At 71.2% G+C, this 14724-nt stretch carries 12 protein-coding genes; 7 read left to right on the top strand and 5 right to left on the bottom strand.

The features are described from left to right. Nucleotides 1-1754: outer membrane protein assembly factor BamB family protein (locus DVH02_RS31595; RefSeq protein ID WP_114627279.1), on the top strand; the 1754-nt coding region annotated here is incomplete at its 5' end. A gap of 283 nt (nucleotides 1755-2037) precedes the next feature. Then, nucleotides 2038-2826: a response regulator transcription factor gene (locus tag DVH02_RS31590; protein WP_233518578.1), complete on the top strand. Its 789-nt coding sequence runs from the start codon at nucleotides 2038-2040 to the stop codon at nucleotides 2824-2826. A gap of 60 nt (nucleotides 2827-2886) precedes the next feature. Here the strand turns inward: DVH02_RS31590 and DVH02_RS31585 are convergent, their stop codons facing one another. Next, a complete protein-coding gene (locus DVH02_RS31585) occupies nucleotides 2887-3204 on the bottom strand; it encodes a hypothetical protein (protein ID WP_114627278.1) in 318 nt (105 codons plus the stop codon). A gap of 23 nt (nucleotides 3205-3227) precedes the next feature. Beyond that, nucleotides 3228-4898, bottom strand: a complete 1671-nt coding sequence (locus tag DVH02_RS31580) for a sodium:solute symporter family protein (protein WP_114627277.1) — start codon at nucleotides 4896-4898, stop codon at nucleotides 3228-3230. 303 nt (nucleotides 4899-5201) lie between these two features. Between DVH02_RS31580 and galT the strand changes: the two genes are divergently transcribed. From galT to DVH02_RS31560, 4 genes are all read left to right on the top strand, one after another. Further along, nucleotides 5202-6245, top strand: a complete 1044-nt coding sequence (gene galT, locus DVH02_RS31575; RefSeq protein ID WP_114627276.1) for a galactose-1-phosphate uridylyltransferase — start codon at nucleotides 5202-5204, stop codon at nucleotides 6243-6245. Further along, entirely contained in the window at nucleotides 6242-7225 is a 984-nt protein-coding gene (galE, locus tag DVH02_RS31570; RefSeq protein WP_114627275.1) for a UDP-glucose 4-epimerase GalE, read from the top strand. Before galT ends, galE begins: the two co-directional genes overlap by 4 nt. Beyond that, nucleotides 7222-8424, top strand: a complete 1203-nt coding sequence (galK, locus tag DVH02_RS31565) for a galactokinase (protein ID WP_114627274.1) — start codon at nucleotides 7222-7224, stop codon at nucleotides 8422-8424. The genes galE and galK overlap by 4 nt, the downstream gene beginning before the upstream one ends. Nucleotides 8425-8742: 318 nt before the next feature. Continuing rightward, complete coding sequence (locus DVH02_RS31560; protein ID WP_114627273.1) at nucleotides 8743-9579, top strand: response regulator transcription factor; 837 nt, start codon at nucleotides 8743-8745, stop codon at nucleotides 9577-9579. Nucleotides 9580-9661: 82 nt separating this feature from the next. On the opposite strand, the gene DVH02_RS31555 is transcribed toward DVH02_RS31560, so the two are convergent. Beyond that, complete coding sequence (locus DVH02_RS31555; protein WP_114627272.1) at nucleotides 9662-10159, bottom strand: MarR family winged helix-turn-helix transcriptional regulator; 498 nt, start codon at nucleotides 10157-10159, stop codon at nucleotides 9662-9664. A 218-nt stretch (nucleotides 10160-10377) separates the two neighbouring features. On the opposite strand from DVH02_RS31555, the gene DVH02_RS31550 reads away from it, so the two are divergent. Further along, nucleotides 10378-11235 carry a trans-aconitate 2-methyltransferase gene (locus DVH02_RS31550; protein WP_233518577.1) on the top strand — a complete coding sequence of 286 codons (858 nt, stop codon included), beginning with the start codon at nucleotides 10378-10380 and terminating at the stop codon, nucleotides 11233-11235. Between the two features lie 266 nt (nucleotides 11236-11501). On the opposite strand, the gene DVH02_RS31545 is transcribed toward DVH02_RS31550, so the two are convergent. Beyond that, nucleotides 11502-14096 (bottom strand): ABC transporter permease, encoded by a 2595-nt coding sequence (locus DVH02_RS31545; protein WP_114627270.1) that lies wholly within the window; start codon nucleotides 14094-14096, stop codon nucleotides 11502-11504. After that, on the bottom strand, nucleotides 14093-14724 hold a 632-nt coding region (locus tag DVH02_RS31540; RefSeq protein ID WP_233518576.1), incomplete at its 5' end, for an ABC transporter ATP-binding protein. The genes DVH02_RS31540 and DVH02_RS31545, both read right to left, overlap by 4 nt.

The following is a 14724-nucleotide window of genomic DNA, read 5'->3' as shown; positions in this document are numbered from 1 at the left end:
CACAGGAGCCCCCCGCCGGGGGGTTCGGTCCGCCGCAGGACCCGCCGCCCGCGGGCTACGGATACCCGGCCCAGCCCCCGGGGCCCCCGCCGCAGCAGCCCGGGTACGGCTACCCCGCGCAGCCGCCTCAGCAGCCGGGGTACGGCTACCCGACGCAGCCGCCCGCCCAGCAGCCCGCGCAACCTCCGTACCAGCAACCTCCGTACCAGCAGCAGCCGTATCAGCAGCAGCAGCAGTATCAGCAGTTCCAGCAGCCCCAGCCGGCCACCGCGTTCGGCGCGACGGGCGGCGGTGACGGCGGCGGCAAGAAGTCCAGGACGCAGCTCCAGATCATCATCGCCGCGGCCGTCGCCGTCGTACTGATCATCGGCGCGGGCGTCTTCTTCCTCACGTCCTCCGGCGACGACGACAAGAACGAGGCCAAGAAGAAGGACGGCTCGTCCAGCTCCGCCGACGGCGACAAGGGCGTCTCCGGCGGTGGCGGCCAGGAGCAGGCGCCGACCAGCACCAAGGGCCGAGTCGCCTTCCAGGTACCGCTGCCCAAGGTCACCGACCTGACCTCCGTCTACGGTTCCTGGATCTCCGACACCACGTATGTGAAGACCGGCATCAACCAGATCGTCGGCTACGACCTGGTCAAGGGGAACCAGCTCTGGACCATCCCGCTGCCGGGCGAGCTGTGCGCCAAGACCGACCACGTCTCCAAGGACTACAGGACCGCGGTCGCCTTCGCGGCCAACAAGCCCTCGGCGGACGACAAGTACCCGCGCTGCACGAAGGTCGGCGTGATCGACCTGAAGTCCGGCGAACTCGTCTGGAGCAAGTCGGTCCAGGGCACCAACGCGGGCGACCGGGACGTCGCCTTCTCCGAGATCACCCTCAGCGGCGAGACCGTCGCGGGCGGCGGCTTCGACGGCGGCGCCGCCTTCGACCTGAAGACCGGCGCGATCCGCTGGAAGCCGGACATCAGCTCCGACGGCTGCTACGACACGGGCTACGGCGGTGGCGAAGCGCTGGCGGCGGTCCGCAGGTGCGGAACGAGCAGCTCCCCGCAGCTGACCGTCCAGGCACTGAACCCGCTCACGGGCGCGCCGGTCTCCTCGTACAAGATGCCGGCCGGTGTCGACTACCCGCACATCGTCTCCACCAAGCCGCTCGTCGTCGCCGCCGACGTCGGCGAGACCGCGGGCGACGGCAGCGGCATCTCGGACTTCTTCTCGATCGACGAGAAGACCGGAAAGCTGCGCGCGAAGATCTCCGCCGCCGGCAAGTTCGAGGCGCGGTGCGGCTCGACGGACGTCGAGAAGTGCTCGCACATCGTGGTGGGCAACGACCGGCTCTACCTGCCGACCGCCGAGCACGAGGGCACGGGGGAGTACGGGCGCACCAACGAGGTCGTCTCGTACGACCTGGCGACCGGCAAGAGCACCACGGACCGGGCGGACGCGGGCGAGCGCTACATGATGTACCCGCTGCGCATGGACGGCTCCAACATCCTCGCGTACAAGACGCCCCCGTACGACAAGGGCGGCCAGATCGTCTCCCTCGACGGCTCCTCGTTCAAGGAGACGCTGCTGCTGGAGAACCCGGCCGACAAGGCGACCCGGGACGCGGAGTCGGGCCTCGGCGCGATCAGCGCGGTCGAGATCCGCTACGCGGACGGCAGGCTGTTCATCGCCAGCCCCTACCTCAGCAAGCCGAGCGAGTACGACCAGCGCCGCTATCTGGCGATGTCGTTCACGGCGAAGAAGTAGCCGGGCGAACCGGCGCGCGAGGAGCGGCGCGGACGCGCGAAGAGGTACGGCGGCGGGGCCCCGGCCCGTGGGAGACACCCACGGACCGGGGCCCCGCCGTCCGGCGTTCCGTACCCGATCACCGCCCGCGAGGGGCGGTAAGTAGTCCCGAATGACAGGGAATTCGGCAATCCGAGGGGCTTCTGGCGGGTAAGGGGCGCGCGATGTCGAACAAGCGTGTAGCTTGCCGGGTCAAGAGGCCGGGGGGCCAGGGATCAAGGACTGCGGGGATGGGGGCAGCTCGATGGGCGTGCGGCTCATGGTGGTCGACGATCACCGACTGCTGGCAGAGGCGCTCGCCTCGGCGCTGAAACTGCGCGGGCACCGGGTGCTCGCGGCGGCGGCGCCCACCGCGGGCGTCGCGGAACTGGTGGTGAGCAGGGCGCCCGAGGTGTGCCTGCTGGGCACGGCGGCGCCCGCGGAGCCGGGCGCCTTCGACCCGATCGTACGGATCAAACGGGACCGCCCGCAGGTGGCGGTCGTGGTGCTCGGCCCGGTGCCCAGCCCGCGCGGCATCGCCGCCGCCTTCGCCGCGGGCGCGTCCGGTTACGTACGGCACGACGAGCGCATCGAGGGCGTCGAGCGCGCCATGGTCAAGGCGCGGGCGGGCGAGGCGGCGGTGGCGCCGCAGCTGCTCCAGGGCGCCTTCACGGAGCTGCTCAACCCGGCGGTGCAACCGGACGACGAGGGTCAGCGGCTGCTGCGGATCCTGACGCCCCGTGAGGTCGAGGTGCTGGTGCGGGTCGCCGAGGGCGAGGACACCCGGCTGATCGCCGCCGGGATGGGGATCGCGCCGAGCACGGCCAGGACCCATGTGCAGCGCGTGCTGATGAAGCTCGGCGTGGGCTCCCGGCTGGAGGCGGCGGCCCTGGCGGCGCGTACCGGGCTGCTGGACCGGGCGGCGCTCTCCGGGAACCGCGGTGGCTCGGGCCGGGGCGGCTCGGGCCGGGGCGAGACCGGTGGGGCCGACCCGGGCCGGGGCGACGCACCCGAGGCCGCCGCCGCCGACGCCCCCGGCCCGCACGGGCGCTGACGCGCCGCGGCTGTGCGGACCGGGGGCCGGTGGGCAGGAGGGGGCCGGGGCCGGGCCCGGTCAGGTGCCCTCGGACGTCCCGTCCTGATCGGCGGCACCCGCCTGGCCGGCCGACGCCGCCGGCGGGACCGTCGGACGCAACTTCAGCCAGACCAGGAAGAACAGGCCGAGCGCCAGCATGCCCAGCCCCGTCCAGAGGTTGATGTTGATGCCCTGCGCCTTCTCCAGGTCGGCGTCGGACGCGGTGATCCCGGCGATCGTGACGATCACTCCGTACACCACGAAGAGGCCGCCGATGATGCGGCGGATGTCGAAGAGGCGGGCCGCCGTGGCGGACTTGGCCTCCAGCTCCTCGACGTTCTTCTGGTAGTCACTCATGAGCTGTGTTCCTCTCGGCCCGGTCAGAAGGAGAAGGGCACGTAGCAGACGGCCGCCAGGATGATCGCGCCCCAGCCCAGCAGGGCCGGCTTGCGGTACCAGACGTCGTCGCCCTCGGCGGCCACGTCGTCCATGTCGGGCGAGCGCGTGCCGTACACCAGCCCCGCGAGCTTCTCGACCGGTTTGGGCCTGGTCACGTACGAGACGATCACCATCACCACGGCGCCGACGACGAACGCGACGATGGACGAGACGAAGTTCGCGCCCTGGTCGCTGGGGATGTCGATGACCCCGCCCTTGTAGAGCCAGAAGTAGTTGAGCATCGCGGCGGCCGTGCCGGACAGCAGCCCCCAGAACCCGGCGGCCGGAGTCGTCCGCTTCCAGAACATGCCGATGATGAAGACCACGAACAGCGGCACGTTGAAGAACGAGAACAGCGTCTGGAGGTAGTTCATGATGTTGCTGAAGCTGGAGGCGATGAACGCCGTGCCCATGCCGATCAGCACTCCGACCGCCGTGACGACGCGTCCGGTCCGCAGGTAGTACGCGTCCTCCCGGTCCTTCTTGAGGTACGCGCCCCAGATGTCGTTGGTGAACACGGTGTTGAACGAGGAGACGTTGGCCGCCATGCCCGCCATGAAGGCGGCCAGCAGCCCGGTCACGGCGATGCCCAGCACGCCGTTCGGCAGCAGGTCGCGCATGAGCACCGGGATCGCGTCGTTGTACTGCAGGCCGCTGCCCGCCTTGCCGAGCGTGGGCTCCATGACCAGCGCGATCAGTCCCGGCACGATGACGACCATGGGTATGAAGATCTTCGGGAAGGCCGCGATCAGCGGGGTGCGCTTGGCCGCCGAGAGGTTCTTCGCGGACAGCGCGCGCTGCACCTCGGCGAAGTTGGTGGTCCAGTAACCGAAGCTCATCACGAAGCCGAGGCCGAGCACGATGGTCAGCCAGTTCGCGCCGAGCGGGTTGGGCGAGCCGACGCCGGTGCCCTCCCAGGCGCTCAGGAACTGGCCGCCGTGCGAGCCGGTCAGGGAGTCGGTGAGCCCGCCCCAGCCGCCGACCCGCTTGAGTCCGACGATCGTCAGCGGGATCAGCGCGGCGAGGATCACGAAGAACTGGAGCACCTCGTTGTAGATCGCCGAGGAGAGCCCGCCGATGGTGATGTACGCGAGGACGAAGAACCCCGCGACCACGACGGCGACCCACTCGGGCCAGCCGAGCAGCGCCTCCAGGACGATCGCCATCGCGTAGAGGTTGACGCCCGCGATCAGCACGGACGACACCGCGAAGATGATCGACGAGAGCAGATGGGACGACGGCCCGAACCGGTGCAGCAGGAACTCCGGTACGGAGCGCACCTTCGAGCCGTAGTAGAAGGGCATCATCACCAGGCCGAGGAAGACCATGGCGGGGATGGCGCCGATCCAGTACCAGTGGACCGTGTAGACGCCGTACTGGGCGCCGTTGGCGGCCATGCCCAGGATCTCGGTCGCGCCCAGGTTGGCCGCGACGAACGCCAGGCCGGTCACCCAGGCGGGCAGGGAGCGCCCGGAGAGGAAGAAGTCGAGGCTGGTCTTCACGCTGGCGCGGGCGGCGAAGCCGATGCCGAGGACGACGATGAAGTAGATCGCCAGGATGGTGTAGTCGAGCCCGTTCGTGGGGAGACGGAGCCCTTCGGCCAGATATGACATGGGGGGTAACTCGCTTCGTCGCAAGAAATGACCTGCCGGAACTTACGCTGCTTCCGTATGAAAATGAACAGTTGTGTTGGTTTATTTTGTTCAATCTTGAGCGAACCTACTGATCGGTACCCCGTGGTCGTCTGTCGCGACGTGCGGGATCGGTGAAGGTCCGCGCGCTCGTGCGGGCCACTTCGGCGCGGCTTCGACGGTCCGGGCTCTGTCATTGACGCGTCTGTTGGTTTATGATTTGTTGTGTTGGGTTCTGTTTAATGTGATCATGTGTACGTGCTGGTGTCGTCCCGGAGGCAACCGATGAAGAAGACGGTGACGAAGCTCGCGGACGGCCGCGCGCTCATCTACTACGACTCCCGCGACGACGTCGTACGCGACGCCCCCGACCGCAGGCCGCTCGACCCGATCTCCACCACCTCCGAGATCCGCCACGACGCGCTGCTCGGGGACGCGGTCGCCATCGCCTCGCACCGCCAGGGCCGTACGTACCACCCGCCCGCCGACCAGTGCCCGCTGTGCCCCTCCCGGGACGGCATGCTCAGCGAGATCCCCGACGCGCACTACGACGTCGCCGTCTTCGAGAACCGCTTCCCCTCCCTCGCCGGGGACGCGGGCCGCTGCGAGGTCGTCTGCTTCACCTCGGACCACGACGCCTCGTTCGCCGACCTCACCGGGGAACAGGCCGCGCTGGTGCTCGCGGCGTGGACCGACCGCACCGCGGAACTGGCCGAACTGCCCGAGGTCGAGCAGGTCTTCGCGTTCGAGAACCGGGGCGCCGAGATCGGCGTCACCCTCGGCCACCCGCACGGCCAGATCTACGCCTACCCCTTCGTCACCCCGCGCTCCGCGCTGATGCTGCGCGCCGCGGCCGAACACCGCGCCACGACCGGCCGCAACCTCTTCGACGACGTCGTGGAGCGGGAGATCGCGGCCGGTGACCGGGTGGTGCTGGCGGGTGAGCACTGGGTGGCGTTCGTGCCGTACGCCGCGCACTGGCCCTACGAGGTGCACCTCTACCCCCGGCGCCGGGTGGCCGATCTGCGGGAACTCGGCGAGGAGGCCCGCACAGAGTTCCCACAGATGTATCTGGAACTCTTGAGACGCTTCGACCGGATCTTCGGCGAAGGTGAACCGCTGACGCCGTACATCGCCGCCTGGCACCAGGCGCCGTTCCGGGCGGCCGGGCGCGCGGACTTCGCGCTCCACCTGGAGCTTTTCACCATCCGCCGTACGTCGGGCAAGCTGAAATTCCTCGCGGGCTCCGAATCCGGCATGAGCGTGTTCATCAACGACGTGCCCCCGGAGGCCGCGGCCGAGCGACTGCGAGAGGTAGCGAGCACATGAGTGGTAAGTACCTGGTCACGGGCGGCGCGGGATACGTCGGCAGCGTCGTCGCCGCCCACCTGCTGGAGGCCGGGCACGAGGTGACCGTCCTCGACGACCTCTCCACCGGATTCCGCGCGGCCGTCCCCGCGGGCGCCCGGTTCGTCGAGGGCCGTATCCAGGACGCCGCGGACCACCTCACCCCCGACTACGACGCGGTGCTGCACTTCGCCGCCTCCTCGCAGGTCGGCGAGTCCGTCGCCAACCCCGAGAAGTACTGGGCCAACAACGTCGGCGGCTCCATGGCGCTGCTCGCCGCGATGCGCGCCGCGGGCGTGCGCAAGCTGGTCTTCTCGTCCACCGCGGCGACCTACGGCGAGCCGGTCGACACCCCCATCACCGAGTCCGACCCCACCGCCCCGACCAGCCCGTACGGCGCGACGAAGCTCGCCGTCGACCACATGATCAGCGGTGCGGCGGCGGCCCACGGCCTCGCGGCCGTCTCCCTGCGCTACTTCAACGTCGCCGGTGCCTACACCGCCGCCTCCGGCACCACCTTCGGCGAGCGGCACAGCCCCGAGTCGCACCTCATCCCGCTGGTCCTCCAGGTCGCCCTCGGCGAGCGCGCGGCCATCTCCGTGTACGGCGAGGACTACCCGACGCCCGACGGCACCTGCGTCCGCGACTACATCCACGTCGCGGATCTGGCCGAGGCCCATCTGCGCGCCCTGGACGCGGCGACCGGCGGCGAGCACCTGATCTGCAACCTCGGCAACGGCAAGGGGTTCTCGGTCCGCGAGGTCATCGACACCGTACGCGAGGTGACCGGCCACCCGGTCCCCGAGACCGTGGCCCCGCGCCGGGGCGGCGACCCCGCCGTCCTGGTCGCGTCCGCCGAAGCGGCACACCGCCGCCTCGGCTGGAGCCCGAGCCGCGCCGACCTGGCGGGCATCGTCGCGGACGCGTGGGCGTTCGCACGCAGTGAGGAGAGCCAAGGGTGAGCAGCACCGGCGACAGCGCGACAGCGGCCGACCTGGCCGAGGAGTTCAGGCAGCTGTACGGCACCGATCCCGAGGGCGTCTGGGCGGCCCCCGGCCGGGTCAACCTGATCGGCGAACACACCGACTACAACGACGGCTTCGCGCTGCCGCTCGCGCTGCCGCACCGCGCGCTGGCCGCCGTCGGGCGCCGTACCGACGGCGTCGTACGGGTCCACTCCGCCGACATCCCGCAGGGCGTCTTCCGGCTCGACGTCGCCGACCTCGTACCGCGCTCCGAGAACCCGGGCGCCGACAACGGCGGCTGGGCCGCGTACCCGGTCGGGGTCGTCTGGGCGCTGCGCGCGGCCGGGCACCCGGTCACCGGCGCGGACATCCACCTGTCGTCGACCGTCCCCACCGGCGCCGGGCTCTCCTCCTCCGCCGCGCTGGAGGTCGTCACCGCGCTGGCCCTCGACGACCTCTACGAGCTGGGGCTCTCGGCCACCGAACTGGCCGTCGTCGCGCAGCGCGCCGAGAACGACTTCGCCGGCGTGCCGTGCGGCGTCATGGACCAGACCGCGTCCGCCTGCTGCACCGAGGGGCACGCGCTGCTCCTGGACGCGCGCGACATGGGGCAGCGCCAGGTCCCCTTCGACCTGGCCTCCCACGGACTGCGGCTGCTCGTGGTCGACACCCGCGTCAAGCACGAACTCGGCGACGGCGCCTACGCCGAGCGGCGCTCCGGCTGCGAGGCGGCGGCCGCCGCGCTCGGGGTGCCCGCGCTGCGGGACATCGCCCACGAGGAGCTGCCGGCCGCGCTGGAGCGGCTGGCGGCGGCGGGGGGCGGCGAGACGATACGGCGCTACACCCGCCATGTCGTCACCGAGGACCACCGGGTCGAACAGGTCATCGCGCTGCTCGACGCGGACGACGTCCGGGCCGTGGGCCCGCTGCTGAACGAGGGGCACGCCTCGCTCCGCGACGACTTCGAGGTCTCCTGCCCCGAGCTGGACCTGGCCGTCACGGCGGCGAACGACGCGGGCGCGCTGGGGGCCCGGATGACGGGCGGCGGCTTCGGCGGCTCGGCGGTCGTCCTGGTGGAGGAGGCGGACGCGGACGCCGTGACGAAGTCGGTCACGGAGGCGTTCGCGGCGGCGGGGTACACGGCGCCGCGGGTCTTCGAGGCGATCGCGTCGCGGGGGGCGCACCGGGTGGCGTGAGAGGCGGCTCGATGGTGATCGTTTCTGACACTTAATCCGTCGAACTTTGTCGACTTCTGTCTCCTTCGGAAACATCCGTCCCACCTTGCACAGCCTGGGCCGCAAGTTCTGTGAATTTCCTTCCACCCGGGGCCCACGCCCGTACGCTGATGCACAGCACCGGTGGGGGCCGGTGCTGATCAGGGGTGGAGACAAGCGGGTACGACGCCCGGGGTGGGGTATCTGTCAACACGCGGCGGCGGCCGTGCCATTGACACATGACCCGCACGCCGGGCGCCGTGCCTGTGCCGTCCGCTCCCCGCATTGAGGGGGTGTCCATTGATACGTATCCGGGTCCTTGTGGTGGATGACCACCGCATCTTCGCCGAGTCGCTCGCGGCCGCGCTCGCGTCCGAGCCCGATATCGACGTCGCCGCCGCCGGCAGCGGCCCCGCGGCGCTGCGCTGCCTCGAACGGGCGGCGGCGGAGGGGCGCAGAATCGACGTGATGCTGGTCGACGCCGATCTCGGCGCGGGCGGTACCGGAATCGGAGGTACCGGCGGTACCGCGAACGGCGGGGCCGTCGCGAACGGCGCGGCAGGCGCGGGAGGACCGGTTCAGATGCCGGTCGCCCGCGCCGTACCGGACAACGGCGAGGTGATGACGCCGGTCGACGGCATCTCCCTGGTCGCCGGGGTCAGGGCGGGCCAGCCGTCCGTCCGCACGGTCGTGCTCGCCGAGAAGGACGACCCGGGCCGCGCGGCGCTGGCGCTCCAGGCGGGCGCCTCCGGCTGGGTCGCGAAGGACTGCTCGCTGCAGCGGCTGCTCGCGGTGATGCGTGGCGTCCTGCGGGACGAGACGCATCTGCCGGCGGCCCTGCTCACGGGCGTCCTGCGGGAGTTGACGGCGGCACGCAAGCACCGTACGGAGAGCGAGCGGCTGGTCGAGTCGCTGACGCCGCGCGAGCGGGAGGTGCTGCGCTGCATGGTGGCGGGCCTCGGGCGCAAGGCGGTGGCCGAGCGGCTCTTCCTGTCGCCGCACACCGTCCGCACGCATATGCAGAACGTGCTGGGCAAGCTCGGCGTCCACTCCACGCTGGCGGCGGTCGCGCTGGCCCGCAGGGCGGGCGTGGGCCCGGTGGCTCTGGCGCCCCGGGTGATCACCTCGACGGGCTGACCCGCACGCCCTGCCCGTACGCCCTGACGGGAGTGCGGGCAAGGGCGTACGGGGACCGGGGGCCGGTGACCGTGCTGGGAGGTCAGCCGGGAACGTTGTCGAACGGGGCGGTCAACTGCCGCAGCAGCGAAGCCAGTTCGCCCCGTTGGGCGCCGCTCAGCTCCGCGAGGATCGCACGCTCCTGGGCGAGCAGCCCGGCGAGTGCCTGATCGGCGCGGTCCTGCCCCTCGACGGTGAGCCTGACCAGCACCCCGCGCCGGTCGCTGGGGTCGGGCAACCGCTCGACCAGGCTCTTCTTGGCCAGCCTGTCGATGCGGTTCGTCATCGTGCCCGAGGTCACCAGGGTCTGGGTCAGCAGCTGGCCGGGCGAGAGCTGGTACGGGGCGCCCGCGCGCCGCAGCGAGGTCAGTACGTCGAACTCCCACGGCTCCAGGCCGTGCTCCGCGAACGCGATCCGGCGCGCCCGGTCCAGGTGGCGGGCCAGCCGGCTCACGCGGCTGAGCACCTCAAGCGGCTCCACGTCGAGGTCGGGGCGCTCGCGGCGCCATGCTGCGACCAGTCGGTCGACCTCATCCTCCATGACGATCAGTGTAGAGGGTCCCTCGACGTGAAGTCTCTTGACGTCAAGATATGCGGGGGTGCAGGGTGGGAATCACCGGGCCGACGACCCGGCAGCGCCGACCAGCGAGGGACCGAGCCATGCCCAAAACACCGTCCGGCCCGAAAGTTCCGTCCGGCCCGGATCTTCCGGCCATCCCAGCCGCCCAGGCCGCCCCGGCCACCGGTTCCGCCCCTTCCGTGCCTTCCGCCCCTTCCGTGCCCTCCGGTGCGCTCAAGGCCGACTGGGACCCGGGCCAGTACCTCCGGCACGCCGGTCACCGGGGCCGCCCGTTCCTGGACCTGCTGGCCCGCGTCCCCGATCCGCCGGTGCCGACGCCGGGCGGCGCGCCCAGGATCGCCGACCTCGGCTGCGGCCCCGGCAACGTCACCGCGCTCCTCGCCGACCGCTGGCCCACCGCCCGGATCACCGGCCTCGACAACTCGCCCGAGATGCTGGAGCGCGCGACGAGGGAGTACGCGGGCCCGACCTCCGGCGGCGGCACGCTGGACTTCCGGACCGCCGACGCCACGGACTGGACGCCCGAGGAGCCGTACGGCCTGATCGTCTCCAACGCCGCCCTCCAGTGGGTTCCCGGCCACCCCGACTCCTTCCCGCGCTGGATCGGCGCCCTGGCCCCCGGCGGCACCTTCGCCTTCCAGGTCCCCGGCAACTTCAGCGCCATCAGCCACACCCTCCTCGCCGACCTCTGCGACAGCCCGCGCTGGCGCGAGCGTCTCTCCCCCATCCGCCGCACGGGCGTCGTCCTGGAACCGGCCGAGTACGTCACGCGCCTGGCCGACCTCGGCTGCGAGGTGGACGCCTGGGAGACCACGTACCTCCAGCTCCTCCACGGCGAGGACCCGGTGCTCGACTGGGTCAAGGGCACGGCCCTGCGCCCGGTCCTGACCGCGCTCGCCGACGACCCTGCCGCGACGCGGGAGTTCACCACCCGCTACCGCGACCTGCTCCGCACCGCCTACCCGGCCGGCCCGCACGGCACGGTCTTCCCGTTCCGCCGGATCTTCGCGGTGGCCCGCAAGCCGGTCGTGGTGTGACGGAGCGCGTCAGAGCCGGTTCAGCGCTCCCAGGGTGAGGTCGATCCCGACGGTGAGGGGGACGCTCGTCCTCAACTCGTCGTGGAAGACGCCGGTCGACGTGCGGGACGTGGCCACCGGGCCCACCGTGCAGCCGTCCCGCGGGGGCACGGGCCAGTGGGGTGTGACCTCGGACGGCACCGCGGGCAAACCCGGCGCACACACACTCCGGCCCCGGTGGATGTTGGAGGACATCCACCGGGGCCAGATGAGATAACCCTATCGTCCTATTCCGTGGCGATCGCATTCAGGACGTTCATCCGGCCCGCCCGGAACGCCGGTACCAGCGCCGCGAAGAGCCCGACGAACGCCGAGGCGACGAAGACGGTGAGGATCGTCGGCCAGGGGATCTCCAGGACACCGAGGCCCTCCAGCGCCAGCAGCTTCTGGGCCGCCGTACCCCAGCCCATGCCCAGACCGAGGCCGAGCAGGGCGCCGAAGAGGGCGATCACCACCGACTCCAGGCGGATCATGCGGCGCAGCTGACGGCGCGAGAGACCGATGGCGCGCAGGAGGCCGATCTCGCGGGTGCGTTCGACCACCGAGAGGGCCAGGGTGTTCACGACGCCCAGCACCGCGACGATGATCGCGAGGGCCAGCAGGCCGTAGACGATGTTCAGCAACTGGCCGATCTGGTCCTGGAGATTCTGCTTGTAGTCGGTCTGGTTGCGCACCGTGTACTGCGGATACGCGGCGAGCGCGGCCTTGACGCCCTCGTACGCCTGCTTCTCCTGGCCGTCCGCCGCCGCCGCGAGGATCATCAGGTCGCCGGGCATCCGCTCGGCCGGTATGTACCGCTCCACCGTCGTGATGTTCGTGTACAGCGCTCCCTGGTCGATCGCCGTGTCGTCCGACGTGATCGCCGCGACCCTCAGCTCGGCCGTCCGCCCGCCCTCGAAGGCAGCCGTCAACGTGTCACCGACCTCGACGCCGTGCTTCTTGGCGTAGCCCTCGCCGACCGACATCGCGTCCTTGCCGTACGCCGCGGGCAGGTCGCCCGCGACCGTCTCGCGGCGCAGGTCCTGGAGGTAGGTCTCGTCCGTGGCGGACAGGCCCGTCGTGCTGGTCGTGCCGTCCGGTGCGGTCAGCCTCGCCTCCACCCACTTGTAGTGGGTGACGTGCGTCAGGTCCGGGGCCCCGGCCAGCGCGGCCACCGCCTGCGGCACGATCGGCTGGGGACCCGCGGCCTCCACGATGAAGTCCGCGCCCACCGACCGGTCCAGCTCGTCGGTGGCCGAGGCCACCATCGAGGAGCCGACCACCGCCAGACACGCCACCAGCGCCAGCCCGATCATCAGGGCCGCCCCGGTGGCTCCCGTACGGCGCGGGTTGCGCAGCGCGTTGCGCTCGGCCATCCGGCCGACCGGGCCGAACATCCGCAGGACGACGACGCCGAGCACCCGTACGACACCGGCGGCCAGCATCGGGCCGACCACGACGAAGCCGAGGAGGGTGAGGACGACACCGGCACCGAGAGCGAGCGAGCCCTCGCCCGCCTTGTCGGCCCGCGCCGCCATCAGCAGGGCCGCCGCGCCCAGACCGGTCAGCAGCAGCCCGGCGACGGCCCTGAGCCGACCCGCACGGCCGTCGGCCGACGTGCCCGCGTCGCGCAGCGCCGCCATCGGCGAGACCTTCCCGGCCCGCCTGGCGGGAACGTACGCGGCGAGGACGGTGACCACGACGCCCAGCACGATCCCGACCACCGGGGTCGTCCACCTGACCGTCAGATCGTCCACGGACAGTTCCATGCCGACCGCCGACATGACCTTCATCAGACCGACGGCTATCCCGACCCCCGCGGCGACCCCGGTCACCGAGCCGAAGATCCCCAGGAGCACCGCCTCCAGCAGCACCGAGCGGTTGACCTGCCGCCTGCTGGAGCCGAGCGCCCGCATCAGGCCGATCTCGCGGGTGCGCTGGGCGACCAGCATCGAGAAGGTGTTGACGATGAGGAAGATGCCGACGAGGAAGGCGATTCCGGCGAAGCCGAGCATCGCGTACTTCATCACGTCCAGGAAGGAGCCGACCTCCGAGCGGTTCTCGTCCGCTCTCTCCTGCCGCGTCTGGATTCTGTACGGGCCGAGGTCGGAGCCCAGTGCCGCCGTCACCTCCCGCTTCAGCTCGGTGGGGCTGACTCCCGGCTCGGCCGTGACGTTGAGATGGCTGAACCGTCCGGTCGCGCCCAGCAGCGCGCGCTGAGCGGTCCCGGTGTCGAAGAAGAGGATCGTCGCGCCCGGGTTGGTGACCGTGAAGGTGGCGATCCCGGAGATCCCCGCCGTCAGATCGCCCGTCGCGGTGATGGCCCGCAGCTCGTCACCGAGCTTCAGACCGTGCTTCTTCGCCGTGTCGGCGTCGATCATCACCTCGGTCGGGCCGCGCGGCGCGTGACCGGAAGTGATCTTCATCGAACGGAGGTCGTTGCGCGTCCAGTTGCCCGCGATGGTGGGCGCGCCGCTGGTGCTGCCCACGTTCTTGTCGCCGGAGTCGACGACCGTCACGCCCTGGCTGTCGACGGCGCCCTCGACCGACCGCGCGCCCGCCGCCTTCTCGACCGTACCGAGGGCGGCGGCGGGCAGCGTGTCCGGCCGGCCGTTCCCGTTCCCGTTCCCGTTCCCCTGATCGTTTTCGTCGTCCGCCTTCGGACTGACCGTCACATCCGCCGACGTCGCCGCGAACAGCTTGTCGAACGTCGTGTTCATCGTGTCCGTGAACACGAGCGTCCCGCTCACGAACGCCACCGACAGCAGGACCGCGACGGCGGAGAGCGCCATCCGGCCCCTGTGCGCGAGGAAGTTGCGCAGGGAGGTCTTGAAGACGGTCACGAGGTCCGCCCCCGCGCGTCGAAGTCCTTCATACGGTCCAGTACGGCGTCGGCCGTCGGCCGGAGCATCTCGTCCACGATCCGCCCGTCGGCCAGATACAGCACCCGGTCCGCGTACGAGGCGGCCACCGGGTCGTGCGTGACCATCACGATGGTCTGCCCCAGCTCGTCCACCGACCTGCGCAGGAAGCCCAGCACCTCGGCGCCCGAGCGCGAGTCCAGGTTCCCGGTCGGCTCGTCACCGAAGATGATCTCGGGCCGGGCGGCGAGCGCCCGCGCGACCGCCACCCGCTGCTGCTGACCGCCCGACAGCTCGGTCGGCCGGTGCCGCAACCGGTCGGCGAGGCCCACCGTGTCCACGACCTGCCGGAGCCACGCGGCGTCCGGCCGCCGGCCCGCGATGTCCATGGGGAGCGTGATGTTCTCCATGGCGTTGAGCGTCGGCAGCAGATTGAACGCCTGGAAGATGAAGCCGATCCGGTCCCGGCGCAGCCGCGTCAGATGCTTGTCCTTGAGCTTCGTCAGCTCCGTCTCGGCGAGGTGGATCTCGCCTGAGGTCACGGTGTCCAGCCCGGCCAGGCAGTGCATCAGCGTCGACTTGCCCGAACCGGACGGGCCCATGATCGCGG

Source organism: Streptomyces corynorhini (assembly GCF_003346515.1).
In the GTDB taxonomy this organism is placed as follows: Bacteria; Actinomycetota; Actinomycetes; order Streptomycetales; family Streptomycetaceae; genus Streptomyces; species Streptomyces corynorhini.
This window is presented reverse-complemented; position numbering and strand designations above follow the sequence as displayed.

What these genes read in the sequence shown, in the direction of transcription:
- DVH02_RS31590 (WP_233518578.1), top strand. Translation starts at nt 2,038, where the DNA reads ATGGGCGTGCGGCTCATGGTGGTCGACGATCACCGACTGCTGGCAGAG.
- DVH02_RS31585 (WP_114627278.1), bottom strand. Translation starts at nt 3,204, where the DNA reads ATGAGTGACTACCAGAAGAACGTCGAGGAGCTGGAGGCCAAGTCCGCC.
- DVH02_RS31580 (WP_114627277.1), bottom strand. Translation starts at nt 4,898, where the DNA reads ATGTCATATCTGGCCGAAGGGCTCCGTCTCCCCACGAACGGGCTCGAC.
- galT (WP_114627276.1), top strand. Translation starts at nt 5,202, where the DNA reads ATGAAGAAGACGGTGACGAAGCTCGCGGACGGCCGCGCGCTCATCTAC.
- galE (WP_114627275.1), top strand. Translation starts at nt 6,242, where the DNA reads ATGAGTGGTAAGTACCTGGTCACGGGCGGCGCGGGATACGTCGGCAGC.
- DVH02_RS31555 (WP_114627272.1), bottom strand. Translation starts at nt 10,159, where the DNA reads ATGGAGGATGAGGTCGACCGACTGGTCGCAGCATGGCGCCGCGAGCGC.